Consider the following 15,674-nt stretch of genomic DNA (forward strand, 5'->3'; position numbering starts at 1 on the left):
GTGACCTTGCGGCCTTCAGCGTCGCAGTCAGCCCTTACGCCGCGATCTCGCTCGCAGCGCGCGGGGCGAGCCCCAGCGTGAGCACGGCGACAGCCCCCCGGCCCGGACCTTCGCTCTCCAGCCGGAGCGTGCCGTGCATTGCCGCCATCGAATTGGCACACCAATGCAGGCCAAGCCCCCCCGATTTGTGGCGGCGCGTCGAAAATCCGCGCTGGAACAGCGTCGGCGTCGCATCTGCGGCAAAACCCTCGCCATCGTCGCAAATCGCGATTCGCGCGGTGTCGCCTTGCTCCTCGATCGAAACCGAGATCGAACCGCTGGCGGTGCCTTTGGCGGCAATCGCATCGGCGGCGTTGGAGAACAGGTTGCCGATCACCTGGCTCAAGATGATGCGGCTGGCGAGCACGTAACAGGGCTGCGCCGGAAAGCTGAATGCGATCGAGACGCTGCCCGAATAGCGCGCGATGGTCGCGTTCTTGGCGATGATTTCGGTGACGTCGCACGGCTCGACCGCCGGGCGCTCGTGCGCGGCGCTTTGCTGTTCGCCGATGATTTCCAGCACATGGCTCATCGCCTCGCGCCCGATCTGGAGTTGGTCGCGGCGGTGCGCGCGATCCGCGCTTTCCGCTTCGATCGCCGCCGAGACGAAGGCGATCAGCTTCGCGCGGCGCGGCGCGGGCAGATCGTCCTTGGCCAGTTCCGCCACCGCGCGCTCCAGCACCGCGCGATCGACCGGGGCCGGTTGCGCCATGCCCTGGCTCAGGATCGTGCTGATCGGATTGAGCGCGTTGCGGACATTGTGCATCACCGCCACCGCGCTCTCGCTCTTGCCCAGAGCGAAGCTCTGCACTTCCAACTGCTCGCGCAGATCCTTCAATTGCTGCAGCATCGCGTTGAAACTCTTGCCAAGCGAGCCGATCTCGTCGCGGCGCGCCTCATCGGGCAGCAATCCCAACGTGCCCGAGGACCGCACCATCTGCATGTGCCCCTCGACCCGCGCGAGCGGGCGCAGCACCAAACGGGTGATCATGCGCCGCAGCATCACCAACACGCCCAGCAGCAAGACGATCGCGCCGGTCACCGCGAGCAGCAGCATCCGCTGTCCCAGCACCGACACATCGCGCGGCACGGTGAAGGCGGCGCTGGCGACGGCATGCCCGTCCGCGCCCTGGATTGGCACGGCGATGCGCATCGTCGCGTTGGCGGCGACGATCCGGTTGGCGTCGGGCGTATTGGCCAGATCGATCGTGGCGCGCAATTGCAGCACCTCCGACAGCGCCCGCGACGTGATGCGCCGCGCCATCACCACATAGCCGTGCGGATCGCCAGTGCCGTCGCTGCGTCGCACCTTGGCCACGCCGATCGCCGCCAGTTCATCGCCCAGGCGGAGGTAATAATGGCCTGAGCTTTTCGCCCCCAGGAACCGTTTGAAATCGGTACGGACCAGCGCCGCCGCAAAGGCATCGCGGCGATCGAGCCGGTCCAGCCCGCGCGCGAGATCGCGCCAGCGCGCGATCACGATCCGCCCGTCATTCCCGATATAGGCCATGCCATCGACATTGAGATTGGCCATCGCCAGCGTCGAGAAACTCTCGCGCTCAAATTCCGGCGTCGGATGCGCCATATAGGTGTAGCTTGCGGTCCAATCGCCATAATCGCGCACCGCATTCTCGACCTTGGTCGCGAAATCGCCCAGCGCGGCGTGCGTGCGCTCGACTTGGGCATCGATCGACTTCGCCTCAAGCTGGTTGAAGCTCGGGACAATAACGCTGGCGAGCAGCAAGGTAAGCGCCAGCGAACCGGCGAGGCCGACCGCAGTCAGGATCAGGACGAGCTTGACACCGAGCGAGCCGCGCCCGCGCCATCGTCCGATCCGGCCGCGCGCGGCACGGATCATGCTGCCCGTCATCCGTGCGTCCCGTTACCCAGCTCGGGTATGTCGGCCGGCACGTCGAGCACGCCGGGAACCGCGATGAAGCGCGCCTCGGCAATCTCTTTCGCGCGCTCTTGCGCGACCGGACGCGAGAAGAAATAGCCCTGCATATGGCTGCAGCCCGCAACCCGCAGTGCCTGCAACTGGGTTTCGGTCTCGACGCCTTCGGCAACCACACCAAGCCCGAGCGCGCGGCCCAGGTGGATGATCGAATGGACGATCGCGGCGCTCTCGCGCTCGCGGCCCATGCCGTCGATGAAACTGCGGTCGATCTTGAGGCAATCGAGCGCGAATTTGCGGATATTGTACAGGCTCGAATAGCCCGTTCCGAAGTCATCCAGCGCGATGCGAAAGCCCATCTGGCGCAGCTTGTAGAGCGTATCGGCAGCGCGATCGGCATCGTCGAAAATCGCGGTCTCGGTAATTTCGATCTGCACGCGACGCGGGTCGATCCCGGCGTGCTGTACGCTCTCGACCAGCCGTCCAACGAAATTATGGCGGCGGAACTGACGCGGTGAAAAGTTCACCGAGACATATTGGCCCGGCCATTCAGCGAGCACCTTGAGCGATTCGGCCAGCACCCAATCGCCCAGTTCGTGAATGAGGTTCGATTCCTCGGCGATCGGGATGAACACGGCGGGCGAAATCGGCCCGTGATCCTCGGTGTTCCAGCGCAGCAGCGCCTCGAAGCCGACCACCTCGAACGCTTCGCGCCCAACGATCGGCTGGTAAACGAGGCTCAGTTCGCCCTTGGCAATCGCTTGCGAAAGACCACCCTCGATCGCGCGGCGGAGGCGGATGTTTTCATCCATGCTTTCATCGAACACGCGCACCACGCCGCGCCCGTCGCGCTTGGCGTCGTTGAGCGCCAAATCGGCGCGGCGCATGAGATCGGTCGGGTCGCGCGATTCGCCGGCCTCGGTCACGATCAAGCCGATCGACGCACCACCCTGCACCGTATTGCCCAGCACCTTGAACGTGCCCGAACAGGCCTTCAGCACGCGCGTACAATCCATTTCCGCCGCCTGGACACCGGGCGTATCGAACATCAGCCCGAATTCGTCCCCGCCAAGCCGCGCGACCATGCCGCCCGCTGGCACATTGGCCTGCAATACCGAACAGATTTTGCGGATCAGTTCGTCGCCAGCCAGGTGGCCGAGCGTGTCGTTGACCAGCTTAAAACGATCGAGATCGACCATCGCCACCGCAAAGCGCGAATCGGTGCGCGCGCGGTCGGTCAGCGCCCGGCGGAACGCCAGCCTATTGGGGGCTTCGGTCAGCGAATCGTGGTTCGCCATATGGATCGCACGGCTTTCATTCGCGGCGAGTTCGTGGCCCTGCTCCTGCAACTGCACGACTTGCGCCGCGAGCACTTCGCGCGCTTCGGCCAGTTCGCGGTCGCCCTGCCAGCGATGCGCCAGCGCGCTCGCCATTTGCGTCACCTCGGCGACTTCGAACGGCTTGGCGATGTAGAAGATCTTGTCGGCCGGCCCCGCCGCCTTGGAGATTTCGACCGGCGAAAAGTCGGAATAGCCGGTCACGATGACGAGATTGATATTAGGGTCGAGCGCGCGGATGCGCACGGCGGTTTCCTTGCCGTCGATGCCCGGCGGCATCCGTACGTCGATAAAGGCGACCGCAAACGGATCCCCGTCGCGGATCGCGGCCTCGACCGCCGCGACGGCATCCAGCCCCTGCATGCAGTGCGCCAGCGTGAAATCGGGCCCGGCCTCGTCCGGCGCGGTCGCATCCTCATCGTCGCCGAACAATTCCGCCGCCATTGCATCGAGCAGGCCCGTGGCAGCGGCGACCGGCGCGAAGCTGCGCCGGTAGCTATCGTGCATGGCCGGTTCGTCATCGACGATCAGAATTCGCATGTAAGCACCGCCAGTCGCAAAATCACCGGGCATAACAGCCCGCTGCAACGACCTAAGCGGACACGGTTAAAGGGCCGTAAACGACGTTACCGACATCAGGCCCCAGCGAGGGCGCGCGCGCCCAGTTCGATCGCGCCGAGCGGCCCGGCCATGCCGCCAAGCGCGGCCGGCACGACATAGGCGTCGATCGGCAGCAGCCCGCGCGCCGCCACATAGCCCCCAAGGCTCGCTTCCAGTCGGGTGCGGATCATCGGGAGCAAATGCGGAATGCCGACGATCACGCCGCCGCCCATCACGATCCGCCGCGGGATGCCGGTCAGCACCAGCGTGTGGCACAATTGCGCGAGCGTATGGGCGACGCCCTCCCACACCGGATCATCCTCGGCCAGCGTCTCCGCGCCCGCACCGGTACGGGCGCGGATCGCGGTGCCTGAGACGAGCCCTTCAATACAATCGCCGTGGAACGGGCAACTCCCGCCCCAGCTATCGCCTGCCAGACGAACCGGGCGGATATGGCCGAGTTCAGCATGGGTCAGCCCGGCAACGGGCGCGTTGCCCAGCACCAGGCCGACGCCGACCCCGGTGCCGACAGTGATATAGGCATGGTCGGCGACATCTTGCGCCGCGCCCCAACGCCCCTCCCCCAGGGCCGCGCCGTTGACGTCGCTGTCGAAACCGGTCGGCACCAGGCCAATGCTGGCGAGCCGTTTGCCGACATCGGTGTTCGACCAGCCCGGTTTGGTGGTCGCGGTAATCGAGCCGTAATCGGGCGCGGTGCGATCGAGCGAGACCGGGCCGAAACTGGCAATGCCGAGCGCATCATAGTGCGACCAGCCGCGCAGTACGGTTTCCACAGCACCAAGTGTTTCCTCGGGCGTGGTGGTCGGGATCTGGACGCGATCGCGCACATCATCGGGGCCGCTGGCGAGCACGCAAATGCACTTGGTCCCGCCCAGTTCGACCCCGGCAATCAACGGTGCCGTCATTCCACGGTCACCGACTTGGCGAGGTTGCGGGGCTGATCGACGTCGGTGCCTTTGGCAACGGCGACATGGTAAGCGAGCAATTGCACCGGCACGGCGTAGACGAGCGGGGCGATGATGGGATGAACCTTGGGCATTTCGATCGTCGCAATAGTGTTTTCGCCTGCCTGCGCAATCCCGTCCGCATCCGAGATGAGCACGACCAGCGCGCCGCGCGCCTGGGCTTCCTGCATGTTGCTGACGGTCTTGTCGAACAACGGGCCGGAGGGCGCGAGCACGATCAGCGGCACGGTATCGTCGATCAAGGCGATCGGCCCGTGCTTCATCTCGCCCGAGGCATAGCCTTCAGCATGGATGTAGCTGATTTCCTTCAGCTTCAGCGCACCTTCCAGCGCCAGAGGATAATCAGGACCACGCCCCAGATAGAGCACGTCGCGCGCCGCCGCGATCTTGGGGGCCATCGCGGCGATTTCTTCGTCATGCGCAATCGCGCGGCTCATCGCCTCCGGCACTTCCTGCAGGTGGTGGACGATGTCGCGCTCGGCCTCGGGCGTCAGTTGCCCCTTGGCGCGGGCGAGGTTGACCGCAAGCGCCGCCATGACGGCAAGCTGGCAGGTGAACGCTTTGGTCGAGGCGACGCCGATTTCGGGGCCGGCATGGGTCGGCAAAAGCAGATCGACTTCGCGCGCCATCGAGCTGGTCGGAACGTTGATGATGCCCGCCGTGGTCAACCCCGCCGCCTTCATGTGGCGCAGCGCCGCCAGGGTGTCGGCGGTCTCGCCCGATTGCGAGATGACCACGCCCAGCATGTTGGGGGTGAGCACCGGATCACGATAGCGGAATTCGGAAGCGACATCGACTTCGACCTGCACGCGCGCGAGCTGCTCGATCCAATATTTGCCGATCATGCCGACATAAGACGCGGTGCCGCACGCGACGATCGCGACGCGCTCGACCGAGGCGAGATCGAACTCCATGTCAGGCAACGCCACGCGCTCTTCCAAGGGCCGTAAATAGCTGCGCAGCGTTTGAGCGACGACCACCGGTTGCTCGTAAATTTCCTTGAGCATGAAGTGGCGGTGGTTGCCCTTGTCCATCAACTGGCCCGAGGCACCTGAATTGACGATCGGGCGCGTGACCGGATTGTTGTCCTTGTCATAGACCTGCACCGCTTCGCGCTTAACGACCGCCCAATCGCCCTCTTCGAGATAGGCGATACGCTGGGTCAGCGGTGCAAGCGCGAGCGCGTCCGAACCGATGAAATTCTCGCCATCGCCGTACCCGACGGTGAGCGGCGCGCCGAGCCGCGCGCCGATCAGCAGATCCGGCTCGGATTTGAACATCACGCCCAGCGCGAACGCGCCGTGCAGGCGCGGGAGGACGTTGGCGACCGCTTCACGTGGCTTGAACCCGCGCGACAATTCGCGGTCGATTAGGTGGGCGACGACTTCGGTGTCGGTCTGCGACTTGAACTGCCGCCCCTCGGCGATCAACTCATCGCGCAGCGGCTTGAAATTCTCGATGATGCCGTTGTGGACCAGCACCACGTCGCCCACGATATGCGGGTGGGCGTTGTCGACGGTCGGCGCGCCGTGCGTCGCCCAGCGGGTGTGGGCGATGCCGCTGTCGCCGGGCAGCGGATCCCTGGCCAGTTCGGCGGCGAGATTGACGAGCTTGCCCGGCGCGCGACGACGATCGAATTCGCCATCGTGCACGGTGCACATGCCTGCCGAATCGTAGCCGCGATATTCGAGCCGCTTGAGCCCGTCGAGCAGCCGGTCCGCGACCGCGCCCTTGCCGAGAATCCCTACGATACCGCACATAGTTTCGTCTCTCCGTTGCCCGGACCGGGCTATTTCTTGGTGGCGGCTTTCTTCGCCATCATTGCGTCGCGGAACCGCTTGCCCCAGCCGGGCCGCGCTTCCTGCTTGCCGCGCGCGAGCGCGAGCGCGTCGGCCTCGACATCGCCGGTGATCACCGACCCTGCCCCGACGATCGCGCCCGCACCGATGGTGACCGGGGCGACCAGCGCCGAGTTAGACCCGATGAACGCGCCCGCGCCGATAACCGTTTTGTATTTGAAAAAGCCATCATAATTGCAGGTGATCGTGCCTGCGCCGATATTGACGCCGGGCCCGACCTCGGCATCGCCAAGATAGGTCAGGTGGTTGGCCTTTGCACCCACGCCAAGCACAGCCTTCTTCATCTCGACGAAATTGCCGATCTTGGAATGCTCGCCCAGCACCGCGCCCGGCCGCAACCGCGCGAACGGACCGACCTCCGCACCCGCACCAATCGTCGCGCCTTCGATATGCGAGAAGGCGTGGATTACCACGCCATCGGCGACGCTGACGCCGGGGCCGAACACGACATTGGGCTCGATTACGACATCACGCCCCAGCACGGTATCAAAGGCGAACCAGACGGTTTCAGGCGCGATCAGCGTCGCGCCATCGGCCATCGCCTGTGTGCGCCGCGCCTGTTGCCAGGACAGTTCGACGCCCGCGAGTTCGGCGCGGCTGTTGACTCCGGCGACTTCCGCCGCGCTCGTTTCGATCACCGCCGAGGCGCGCCCATCGGCGGCGGCGAGCATGACCACGTCGGGCAGATAATATTCGCCCGCCGCATTATCATTGCCGACGCGCGCCAGCAGCGCGAACAGATCGGCGCTGCGCACCGCCATCAGCCCGGAATTGCACAGGTTAATCGCGCGTTCGGCCTCGCTTGCATCCTTATATTCGACCATCTTGGCGATGACGCCGGCTTCGTCTGCGATGATCCGGCCATAAGCGGCGGGATCGGCAGGGCGGAAGCCGAGCACCACCACGGCGGGCGAATCGGGCGCGTGGAGCCGCGCGACCATCGCCTGCATCGTCGCCGAGGACACCAAAGGCACATCGCCATAAAGAACCAGCACATCGCCTTCGAACCCCGCCAGCGCAGCTTCGGCTTGCGCGACCGCATGGCCGGTGCCGAGCTGTTCGGCCTGCAATGCCGTGACGATGCCCAGCGGCGCGACGGCTGCCTCGACTTGCTCGCGCCCCGCGCCGGTCACGACGACGGTGCGCTCCGGCTTCAGCGCGGCGACGCTCTCCGCCAGATGCAGCAACATCGGGTGCCCGGCGATTGGATGCAGCACCTTGTGCAGATCCGATTTCATGCGCGTGCCCTTGCCGGCAGCGAGGATGACGGCGGCGATATTCGGTGCGGGTGCAGTGGCCATGCGGACTGCCCTGCCACGACGCTCTTGCCATTTCCAGAGCAACGCTGTCAGGCAATCGCTCATGACAAAGAATTCCTTCGCCATCGTCGGGTTCGATCTCGACGGCACCCTGGTCGATAGCAGCGGCGATCTGACCGACGCGGTCAACCACACGCTCGCTTTTGCCGGGCGACCGTTACTGAGCGTCGAGCAAGTCAAGACGATGGTCGGCGGCGGGGCCAAGCACATGTTGACCCAGGGGCTGGAGGCGACCGGCGGCTGTACGCCCGACACCTTCCGTCCGCTCTACAAGCGCATGCTCGCTTATTATGGGGAGCATCTGTCGGTCCACACGCGGCCCTTCCCCGGCGTGATCGACGCTCTGGACCAGCTTGACGCGATGGGCGTGACGGTGGCGATCGTCACCAACAAGTTCGAAAGCTTCGCGTTGCGACTGCTCGACGATCTCGGCCTGCGCGAGCGGTTCGCGACGATCATCGGAGGCGACACGCTGGGCCCCGGCCTGTCCAAGCCCAACCGCGCCCCGATCGACGAAATGATCCGGCGCTGCGGTGGGGGAACTGCTGCCTTCGTCGGCGATTCGATTTACGACATCATGGCCGCGAGGAATGCCGAAATCCCCGGGATCGCGGTCAGCTTCGGCTTCCTGCTCCACCCGGTCGAGGAGATGGGTGCCGACGCGGTGATCGATTCGTTCGACGCGCTGGTGCCGACGCTCGAAAAACTCAGCCTCAGTTGAGGATAAGCGCGTCCGAATTGATGTTATAGCCAATCAGCACCGGCTTGCCGTCCACCACACGAAACGCGAAGGTTTCGGCCGCTTTGCCGCGCGCATAGTCAGATGCATAGTTGAGGGTGATGAAATGCCCGCCCGTCGTCACCTGGTCGTTCCAGCCGACTTGCTTGGCCGCCTTGGGCTGGCCCAGTTTTTTGACGACCACCGCCAGCAATTGCGTGAAGCGTGGCTTGGTCTCGGGAGCCGAGAGTTCCGGGCCGGAACTGGCGACGATCGCGTCGATCCGGCCCGCCCCCAAACGGTCGTGAAAGGCCTTCACGCTCGCCTCTGCCGCGGGGACATCCTTACCGGTCGAGCACGCCCCGACCGCCAAAGCGAGGCCGAAACCCAAAGAACGCCACATCTTCATGCCGTTATCCCCCAATTGCGGGCGGTCTATGTCAGCCCCGCCCGGCGAGCCTAGCCTTTGCGCCACTTGGTCCACAAGTGCCGCGCCAGCATCGCGGGTGGCATGCGCAGCCAGTGCGAACGGATGTAGAAGGCCATGCGCGTAAAGGGCCGCGTCGCCCTGCCCCAACCATCGCGCGCGGTGAGGCGGCGGAGATAGAGACGGTCAGCCGGAGTCAATCGCGCGCCCTCGCCATACAGCGCCGCCGCCAACCGCAGCGCCCGCCCCACTTCGCGCGACAGGCCATGCTGCGCCGCCCGTCCGGCGAGGCCATCGGTGCCAAACTCGGCGATCAGGCAGTGCACGTCCCACAGATTGCGCATGCCGCCCGCCAGATCGCCATCGGCGAACAGGTGCGCTGCTGCATGGGCCAGCATATCATTGGGCGACAGCGCCCACAGACCGGGCTTCAGCTCCACCGCGTCCGCCAGCAGCGCGCCCGCATCCGGGGTAATCCGCGCGGTCAGCGGCAGGATGGTGTGGTGGACGTCGATCATCCGGTCACGGTCGCGGTGAATAAGCGGTGGCAGTTCGTGCATCCATTGCCGGTAATAGGCATCGTCATAGGGATCGGGCTTTACCCATTCCCAGCCAGCCTCGAGCAGCGCCGCCTCGACCGCATCCAGCGCCGCGCGCGGCACGAGAATGTCGAGATCGCCGATCGAGCGCCCCTGCCCCGCGTGCAAGCCCGCCGCGACAAAAGCGGTGCCCTTGAGCAGAACGACACGCACGCCGAGCGGCACCAGCACGCGCCGCGCCGCCTCCGCCTCCCACAAAGCCGCCACCCGCCCTTGTTCGGCGGACGCCCGCGCGTCGGCGAGGATATGCGCGACCGATGGCGGCACCGTCAGGCCATTGAGCCGCCATGCCAGCGTCCCGATCATCTGTTCGGCGCGGGCAATGGCGAGCAAGGCAGTCCATGCCTCCGCACCCAGCGCCACCGTGCCACCAGGATCGCGCAGCGTCTGTGCCAGCAGCCAGCCGTCTAGCGCGCGGCCCATGCCGCCTCCACCAGCGCGATCGCGCCATCGGTATCGGGATAGTCAATCGCGCGCGCAGGTACGCCTTGCACCAGCCCGGTCAGCGCATCGAAGCCGCGCTCGCCCATTGCGACATAGTTGGTCGAGGCCTGGGTGAGGCGCACGAACACTTCGCTTTGCGCCACATCGCGCGTCGCCGATTCATAGCCAAAGCTTGGGAACAGGATCAGCGCGGGTCTGGCCGGAACATCCATCCCCGCCAGCGCCGCCGCATCGGGAACAAGATGGCGGATAGTGCCCTTGGGCGTGCCTTCCAGCACCGGCCCGAGCCGATCGACCGGCACTTCGGCAGCGACGGTTGCGACGCTGGCGTTCTTGAGGCTCACCAGCCGGGGAAAGGCGTGCAGCAAGCCTGTCGCGGGATCGAGCAAGGCGAACTCGTCGCCCATCAAGCGCCAGCCGCGCAGCGACAGCAACGCCGCCAAGGTCGATTTGCCCGCGCCCGACACGCCGGTGAGGATCAGCGCCTGCCCGTCGCGCTCGACCACGGCAGCGTGGAGCAGCAGAAAATGCCGCTGGCCCAGCGCCATCTGCAAATTCATCCCCATTTCGGCGGCGAGCAGCCCTTGCGCGAGCGGAAGCGGTGCCGCCTCGGGCAGAACATAATCGCCGCCAATCATCACCGCTGGCCGCACGACCCGCCGCCACGACCGCGCCGCGAACAGGCGCACAGTGAAATCGGGCACACCGTCCACAGGCTTGGGATAAGCGGCATAGAGCGCTTCGAGCTGCGCGATCGGCGCGCGCCAATCGGAGCCGATGCGAAAACCGACCGGGCCGATCCGTACCTGAAACACATGCCTCATGCGACCGCGACCAGACCGGCTGCCACCAATTCGTCGAGCCGCGCGTCCAACGCCGCTTCGTCGGCATCGCCCAGCAGATAATCGACCGACAAGCGCGCCATCAAATCGACCCGCCGCATCCCTGCTTCGCCCAAGGCCGCGAGAATCTCCGGTACGGGCGACGTGACCAAATGCGTGATGCCCGACGCGCGGTGAAACACTGCGGTGAAGCTGTCGAGGTGCGTGATCTTCAGCGTTTCCGGCCGCGCCATGCGATACACGATATCGCCACGGGAATCGTCCACGGCGTCAGCCGCGCGGCATTTGCAGCGATGCGAAGCAGGTGAACCCACTCGTCCCCGATTGCAGCCGCCGGATATAATTGGTGTAGGCGCGGCTCTGCTCGTAATTGGTGCCGGGCAATTGACCGCCCGCCAGCGCGGTCTTGACCTCTTCGCCTTTGAACGGTCGGCCAGGCGGCGCGAACGCACCCCGCGTGCCGGCGGGCACCACCGTACCGTCGGCGGCGATATAGCTGCCCGCGCGCCCCGAATCCGGCACCGGAATCTCACAGGTCGAAATCGATGCCGCTGTCGACGCCAGCGCCGGGCGGATCGACACCACCGCCGCTGCACCGACCGCGCCAAGCATCAACGCCCGGCGGCGCGTGGTGTTCGGAAGTTCAGGCGTATCGTCGTTCATTGCACTAGCCCTTTCACATTCGCAAAAGGCTGGCAAGCAAGGCTATCGGGGTTAACGATCTTTAGGCTAAGGCGCGGCGCATGCTCCAAGGTTTCGGCTCTCGAACGATTACTGCCATCGCCCTCGTGGTCGTGGCGGCGATCGCGGTCTTTTTGCTCGATTGGGATCTGCAGCCCGCGATCATCACGCTGGTCGGTGGCATCGCCGCGGCGTTGGCGGCAACGGGCACCGGCGACGGACCGATCGAAATGCTGCGTCCGGTCGAAAGCGTGCGCCAGCCCAGCCCCCCGGACGTGCAGGAGATTATCCAGGCGATCGTGCAACCCGTGCTGATCGTGGCGGACGGGCGCGTCACCCACGCCAACACGGTCGCCCTGGCGCTGCTCGGCAAGCATATTGTCGGCGAGGATGTCCGCGTCGCCATCCGCCACCCCGGTGCGGCAGAGCGTCTGGCCAGCCCCACCACCGGGGTTCCGCAAGGGCCGATCAACCTGGTCGGGCTGGGCACGAAGGACCAGCATTGGGAAATGCACGTCACCCGCGCCAGCGGTGGGCAACGGATCGTCCAACTGGTCGACCAGACCGGCAACTATGCCGCCGAGCGGATGCGAGTCGACTTCGTGGCCAATGCCAGCCACGAACTGCGCACCCCGCTCGCGTCGATCCTCGGCTATATCGAGACGCTGGGCGACGACAAAGCGGGCGAGGATGCGCAGGTTCGCGGTCGGTTCCTGAAGATCATGTTCGACGAAGCGCGCCGTATGCAGCGCCTGGTCGAGGATCTCATTTCGCTCAGCCGGATCGAGGCCGAAAAATACCGCTTGCCCGATCGGGCGGTCGATCTGGGCGCGTTGATCAGCGAGGTCCGCTCCGAATTGCTGGATGCGCAGGACAAACGCAGCGGCGACATTGTCACCGATATCGACCTTGGCGTCCCCCCGGTCGCGGGCGACCGTGCCCAATTGAGCCAGGTGCTCCACAATCTGATCGGCAATGCCATGAAATATGGGCGGCCAGGGTCGCCGATCACCGTAAAATTGTGGCGCGATGCGGCGGGCACGGTGCGCATCAGTGTCGGCGACGAAGGCGACGGGATCGCCCCCGAGCATCTTCCGCGGTTGACCGAACGGTTTTACCGCGTCGATCCGGGCCGCAGTCGCGCCGCGGGTGGCACCGGACTTGGTCTCGCCATCGTCAAGCACATCATCGAACGCCATCGCGGCCGGTTCGACGTCACCAGCACCTTGGGCAAAGGCACGACGGTCACCGTCATGCTGCCCGCGCACGTTCAGACCTATCAGGCCAAAACAGCATCGACGTCCGACCCGAAAGCCACTGTCATCAAACGGTAACGTCAATGTCACACAGGCAGCCGGTCGCCGTGGTAGCCCGAGTCCGGGGCCGTCCAGTGCCCGAGGGGAGATTCCATGATCAGGAAATGTGCGATACTCGCTCTTGCCACGAGTGCTGCAGCGCTGACGCTGGCGGGCTGTCAGGATCAGGCGAATGGCGGCGGCGCGGGCTCGCGCGACCACATCACGGTGGTCGGGTCGTCAACGGTCTTTCCGTTCACGACGATTGTTGCTGAACAGTTCGTCAACAAGACGCCGGGCACCAAGTCTCCTGCGATCGAGTCGACCGGTACGGGTGCCGGCATGAAGCTGTTTTGCGCCGGCGTCGGTGCGGCGCATCCCGACATCGAGGACGCGTCGCGCCGGATGAAGGCCAGCGAATACAACACTTGCAAGGACAATGGCGTCAGCGACATCATCGAGGTGCAGATCGGCCTTGATGGTATCGCCTTCGCCGAATCCAAATCCGGCCCCAAGCTGCAACTGACGGCCGTCGACATCTACAAGGCGCTCGCCGCCTCGCCGATGGGCCAGAAGAACACCGCCAAGACGTGGAAGGATGTCAATCCGTCGCTGCCGGCGGTGCCGATCCAGGTCTATGGTCCGCCCTCGACCAGCGGCACGCGCGATGCGCTGGCCGAACTGATCCTGGCCAAGGGCTGCGACGCGATCAATCCGTCACTGGCCGATCATAAGGACAAGGATCCGGCGGCCTATGCCAAGGGCTGCACCGCAATCCGCGAAGACGGTGCCTATGTCGATGCGGGCGAGAATGACAATCTGATCGTGCAGAAATTGCAGTCCAACCCCAATGCGATCGGCATCTTCGGCTATTCCTATCTCGAAGAGAATAAGGACAAGCTGAACGGCGTTCCGATCAACGGGGTCGAGCCGACCTATGAGACGATCGCACGCGGGGCCTATCCGGGATCGCGTCCGCTGTTCCTGTATATCAAGCAAGCCCATCTCAGCGCGATCAAGGGCCTGCGCGATTTCCTCGCGCTCTATGCAACCTCGTGGGATCCCAAGGGTCCGCTCGTCGCCAAGGGCCTGATTGCGGCTCCAGACGACGTCCGCAAGCGCAGCGCGCAAATCCTGAAGGACGAGACCCTGCTCGACCCGAAGAAGCTGCTCTAGTCCAACACTCTTACGCGAAGTCGAACCCTCGCTTTGTCCATGCTCGCTCTTTTCCTGGTCATCGCCGGGCTCGGCCTCATCGGCTGGCTGACGGCGCGGTTGCGCGCCGTCAGCTTTCGCCGTGGCAGTACCGCGCGCTTCAGCTCGCTGCCTTCGCATTTCGGCGGATACGTCGCCTTATGGACGGTCCTCCCCGCTGCCTTGTTTCTCTGCGTGTGGTCGGCAACGTCGCCGGCCTTGGTTACCGACCGTGTGCTGCACGACCCCGCGGCTGCGCAATTGCCGCCACAGGGCTTCAACCGCGCGGCCATTTTGTCGGAGGCGCGTAGCCTCGCCTCCGGAAACAGCTTTGGCGCGTTCAATCCCTTGTCGAAGAAGCTCGCCCCGGCTTACGCGGCGGCGCAGACGCGCAATGACTGGATTGGCGCTGCCATTGCCTTGTTGCTGAGCTTCGCCACCGGCGGTTTTGCGTATACCCGCGTGCGCCCGGATTTTCGCGCGCGCACCAAGATCGAACGGTTGATGATGGCGGGGCTGCTGGCCGCCTCGCTGATCGCAATCCTGACGACGATGGGCATTGTCGCCTCGCTCCTGTTCGAATCCTGGCGCTTTTTCAATATCGTACCGATCGGGGACTTCCTGTTCGGCACGCATTGGAGCCCGCAGGTGATCGACCCCGCCGATCCGGGCAAGACGCTGGGGGCGGTGCCGCTGTTCTGGGGCACATTCTTCATCGGCGCGGTGATCGCGATGCTGGTGGCGATCCCGTTCGGGCTGATGAGTGCGGTCTACCTCACCCAATATGCCACCCCCACCGCGCGCCGCTGGATGAAGCCGATCCTTGAGGTGCTGGCGGGCGTTCCGACCGTGGTCTACGGCTATTTCGCCGCGCTGACGGTGGCCCCGGCGGTGCGCGATTTCGCGGTGTCGATCGGGATCACCTGGGCGAGTTCGGAAAGCGCGCTCGCCGCCGGGCTGGTGATGGGGGTGATGATCATCCCGTTCGTCTCCTCCATGGCCGACGATTCGCTTGCCGCCGTGCCCGACGCGATGCGCGACGGCAGCCTGGCGATGGGCGCGACCGCGTCGGAAACGATCCAGCGGGTGTTGCTCCCGGCGGCGCTGCCCGGCGTGGTCGGCGGCGTGTTGCTCGCGGTCAGCCGCGCGGTCGGCGAAACGATGATCGTGGTGATGGCCGCCTCGGGCGTCGCCACGCTGACGCTCAACCCCTTTGCCAGCGCGACCACGGTGACCAAGCAAATCGTCGACTTGCTCACCGGCGAAGCCGAGTTTGACAGCCCGAAGACGCTCGCCGCCTTCGCGCTCGGGCTGACGCTGTTCATCATCACCCTGCTCCTCAACATCGTCGCGCTGACGGTCGTGAAACGGTATCGCGAAGCTTATGAGTGACATCGCCGTCGCCCCGCCGACATCCTCCACCCCTGACCGCGTGCCGAC

The 15,674-nt window shown here is 65.3% G+C and carries 14 protein-coding genes; 4 read left to right on the forward strand and 10 right to left on the reverse strand.

Annotated features, from left to right (window positions below; translation table 11 throughout):
- Nucleotides 1-34: 34 nt before the first annotated feature.
- The 5 genes from ON00_RS03095 to glmU all read right to left on the reverse strand — a co-directional run bounded on the left by ON00_RS03095 (nt 35) and on the right by glmU (nt 8,016).
- Nucleotides 35-1,909, reverse strand: coding sequence for a sensor histidine kinase (locus tag ON00_RS03095; RefSeq protein WP_245535525.1), 1,875 nt, complete (start codon nt 1,907-1,909; stop codon nt 35-37).
- Nucleotides 1,906-3,810, reverse strand: a complete 1,905-nt coding sequence (locus ON00_RS03100) for a putative bifunctional diguanylate cyclase/phosphodiesterase (protein WP_040601845.1) — start codon at nt 3,808-3,810, stop codon at nt 1,906-1,908. Before ON00_RS03100 ends, ON00_RS03095 begins: the two co-directional genes overlap by 4 nt.
- A gap of 95 nt (nt 3,811-3,905) precedes the next feature.
- Nucleotides 3,906-4,796 (reverse strand): ROK family protein, encoded by an 891-nt coding sequence (locus ON00_RS03105; RefSeq protein ID WP_010403096.1) that lies wholly within the window; start codon nt 4,794-4,796, stop codon nt 3,906-3,908.
- Complete coding sequence (gene glmS / locus ON00_RS03110) at nt 4,793-6,616, reverse strand: glutamine--fructose-6-phosphate transaminase (isomerizing) (protein WP_010403097.1); 1,824 nt, start codon at nt 6,614-6,616, stop codon at nt 4,793-4,795. Before glmS ends, ON00_RS03105 begins: the two co-directional genes overlap by 4 nt.
- A gap of 29 nt (nt 6,617-6,645) precedes the next feature.
- A complete protein-coding gene (glmU, locus tag ON00_RS03115; protein ID WP_010403098.1) occupies nt 6,646-8,016 on the reverse strand; it encodes a bifunctional UDP-N-acetylglucosamine diphosphorylase/glucosamine-1-phosphate N-acetyltransferase GlmU in 1,371 nt (456 codons plus the stop codon).
- A gap of 61 nt (nt 8,017-8,077) precedes the next feature.
- Here glmU and ON00_RS03120 point away from each other — a divergent pair, with 61 nt between their 5' ends.
- Nucleotides 8,078-8,755, forward strand: coding sequence for an HAD-IA family hydrolase (locus ON00_RS03120; RefSeq protein ID WP_010403099.1), 678 nt, complete (start codon nt 8,078-8,080; stop codon nt 8,753-8,755).
- Here the strand turns inward: ON00_RS03120 and ON00_RS03125 are convergent.
- The 5 genes from ON00_RS03125 to ON00_RS03145 are packed head-to-tail and all read right to left on the reverse strand — an operon-like array spanning nt 8,748 to nt 11,727.
- Nucleotides 8,748-9,161: a hypothetical protein gene (locus ON00_RS03125; RefSeq protein WP_010403100.1), complete on the reverse strand. Its 414-nt coding sequence runs from the start codon at nt 9,159-9,161 to the stop codon at nt 8,748-8,750. The two genes, ON00_RS03120 and ON00_RS03125, sit on opposite strands and share 8 nt — an antisense overlap.
- A gap of 50 nt (nt 9,162-9,211) precedes the next feature.
- On the reverse strand, nt 9,212-10,201 hold the full coding sequence (locus tag ON00_RS03130) for a nucleotidyltransferase domain-containing protein (protein ID WP_010403101.1): 990 nt from the start codon (nt 10,199-10,201) through the stop codon (nt 9,212-9,214).
- Nucleotides 10,186-11,046, reverse strand: coding sequence for an HprK-related kinase A (locus ON00_RS03135; protein WP_029622395.1), 861 nt, complete (start codon nt 11,044-11,046; stop codon nt 10,186-10,188). Before ON00_RS03135 ends, ON00_RS03130 begins: the two co-directional genes overlap by 16 nt.
- On the reverse strand, nt 11,043-11,330 hold the full coding sequence (locus tag ON00_RS03140; RefSeq protein ID WP_010403103.1) for an HPr-rel-A system PqqD family peptide chaperone: 288 nt from the start codon (nt 11,328-11,330) through the stop codon (nt 11,043-11,045). The genes ON00_RS03135 and ON00_RS03140 overlap by 4 nt, the downstream gene beginning before the upstream one ends.
- Before the next feature lie 4 nt (nt 11,331-11,334).
- Nucleotides 11,335-11,727, reverse strand: a complete 393-nt coding sequence (locus tag ON00_RS03145) for a hypothetical protein (RefSeq protein WP_010403104.1) — start codon at nt 11,725-11,727, stop codon at nt 11,335-11,337.
- 80 nt (nt 11,728-11,807) lie between these two features.
- Between ON00_RS03145 and ON00_RS03150 the strand changes: the two genes are divergently transcribed.
- The 3 genes from ON00_RS03150 to pstC all read left to right on the forward strand — a co-directional run bounded on the left by ON00_RS03150 (nt 11,808) and on the right by pstC (nt 15,626).
- Nucleotides 11,808-13,079, forward strand: coding sequence for an ATP-binding protein (locus tag ON00_RS03150; protein ID WP_010403105.1), 1,272 nt, complete (start codon nt 11,808-11,810; stop codon nt 13,077-13,079).
- 75 nt (nt 13,080-13,154) lie between these two features.
- Entirely contained in the window at nt 13,155-14,216 is a 1,062-nt protein-coding gene (locus ON00_RS03155; RefSeq protein WP_010403106.1) for a substrate-binding domain-containing protein, read from the forward strand.
- Between the two features lie 39 nt (nt 14,217-14,255).
- On the forward strand, nt 14,256-15,626 hold the full coding sequence (gene pstC / locus ON00_RS03160) for a phosphate ABC transporter permease subunit PstC (RefSeq protein WP_010403107.1): 1,371 nt from the start codon (nt 14,256-14,258) through the stop codon (nt 15,624-15,626).
- Nucleotides 15,627-15,674: the final 48 nt, after the last annotated feature.

This window comes from Sphingomonas echinoides ATCC 14820, assembly GCF_000241465.1.
Taxonomy (GTDB): Bacteria; Pseudomonadota; Alphaproteobacteria; order Sphingomonadales; family Sphingomonadaceae; genus Sphingomonas; species Sphingomonas echinoides.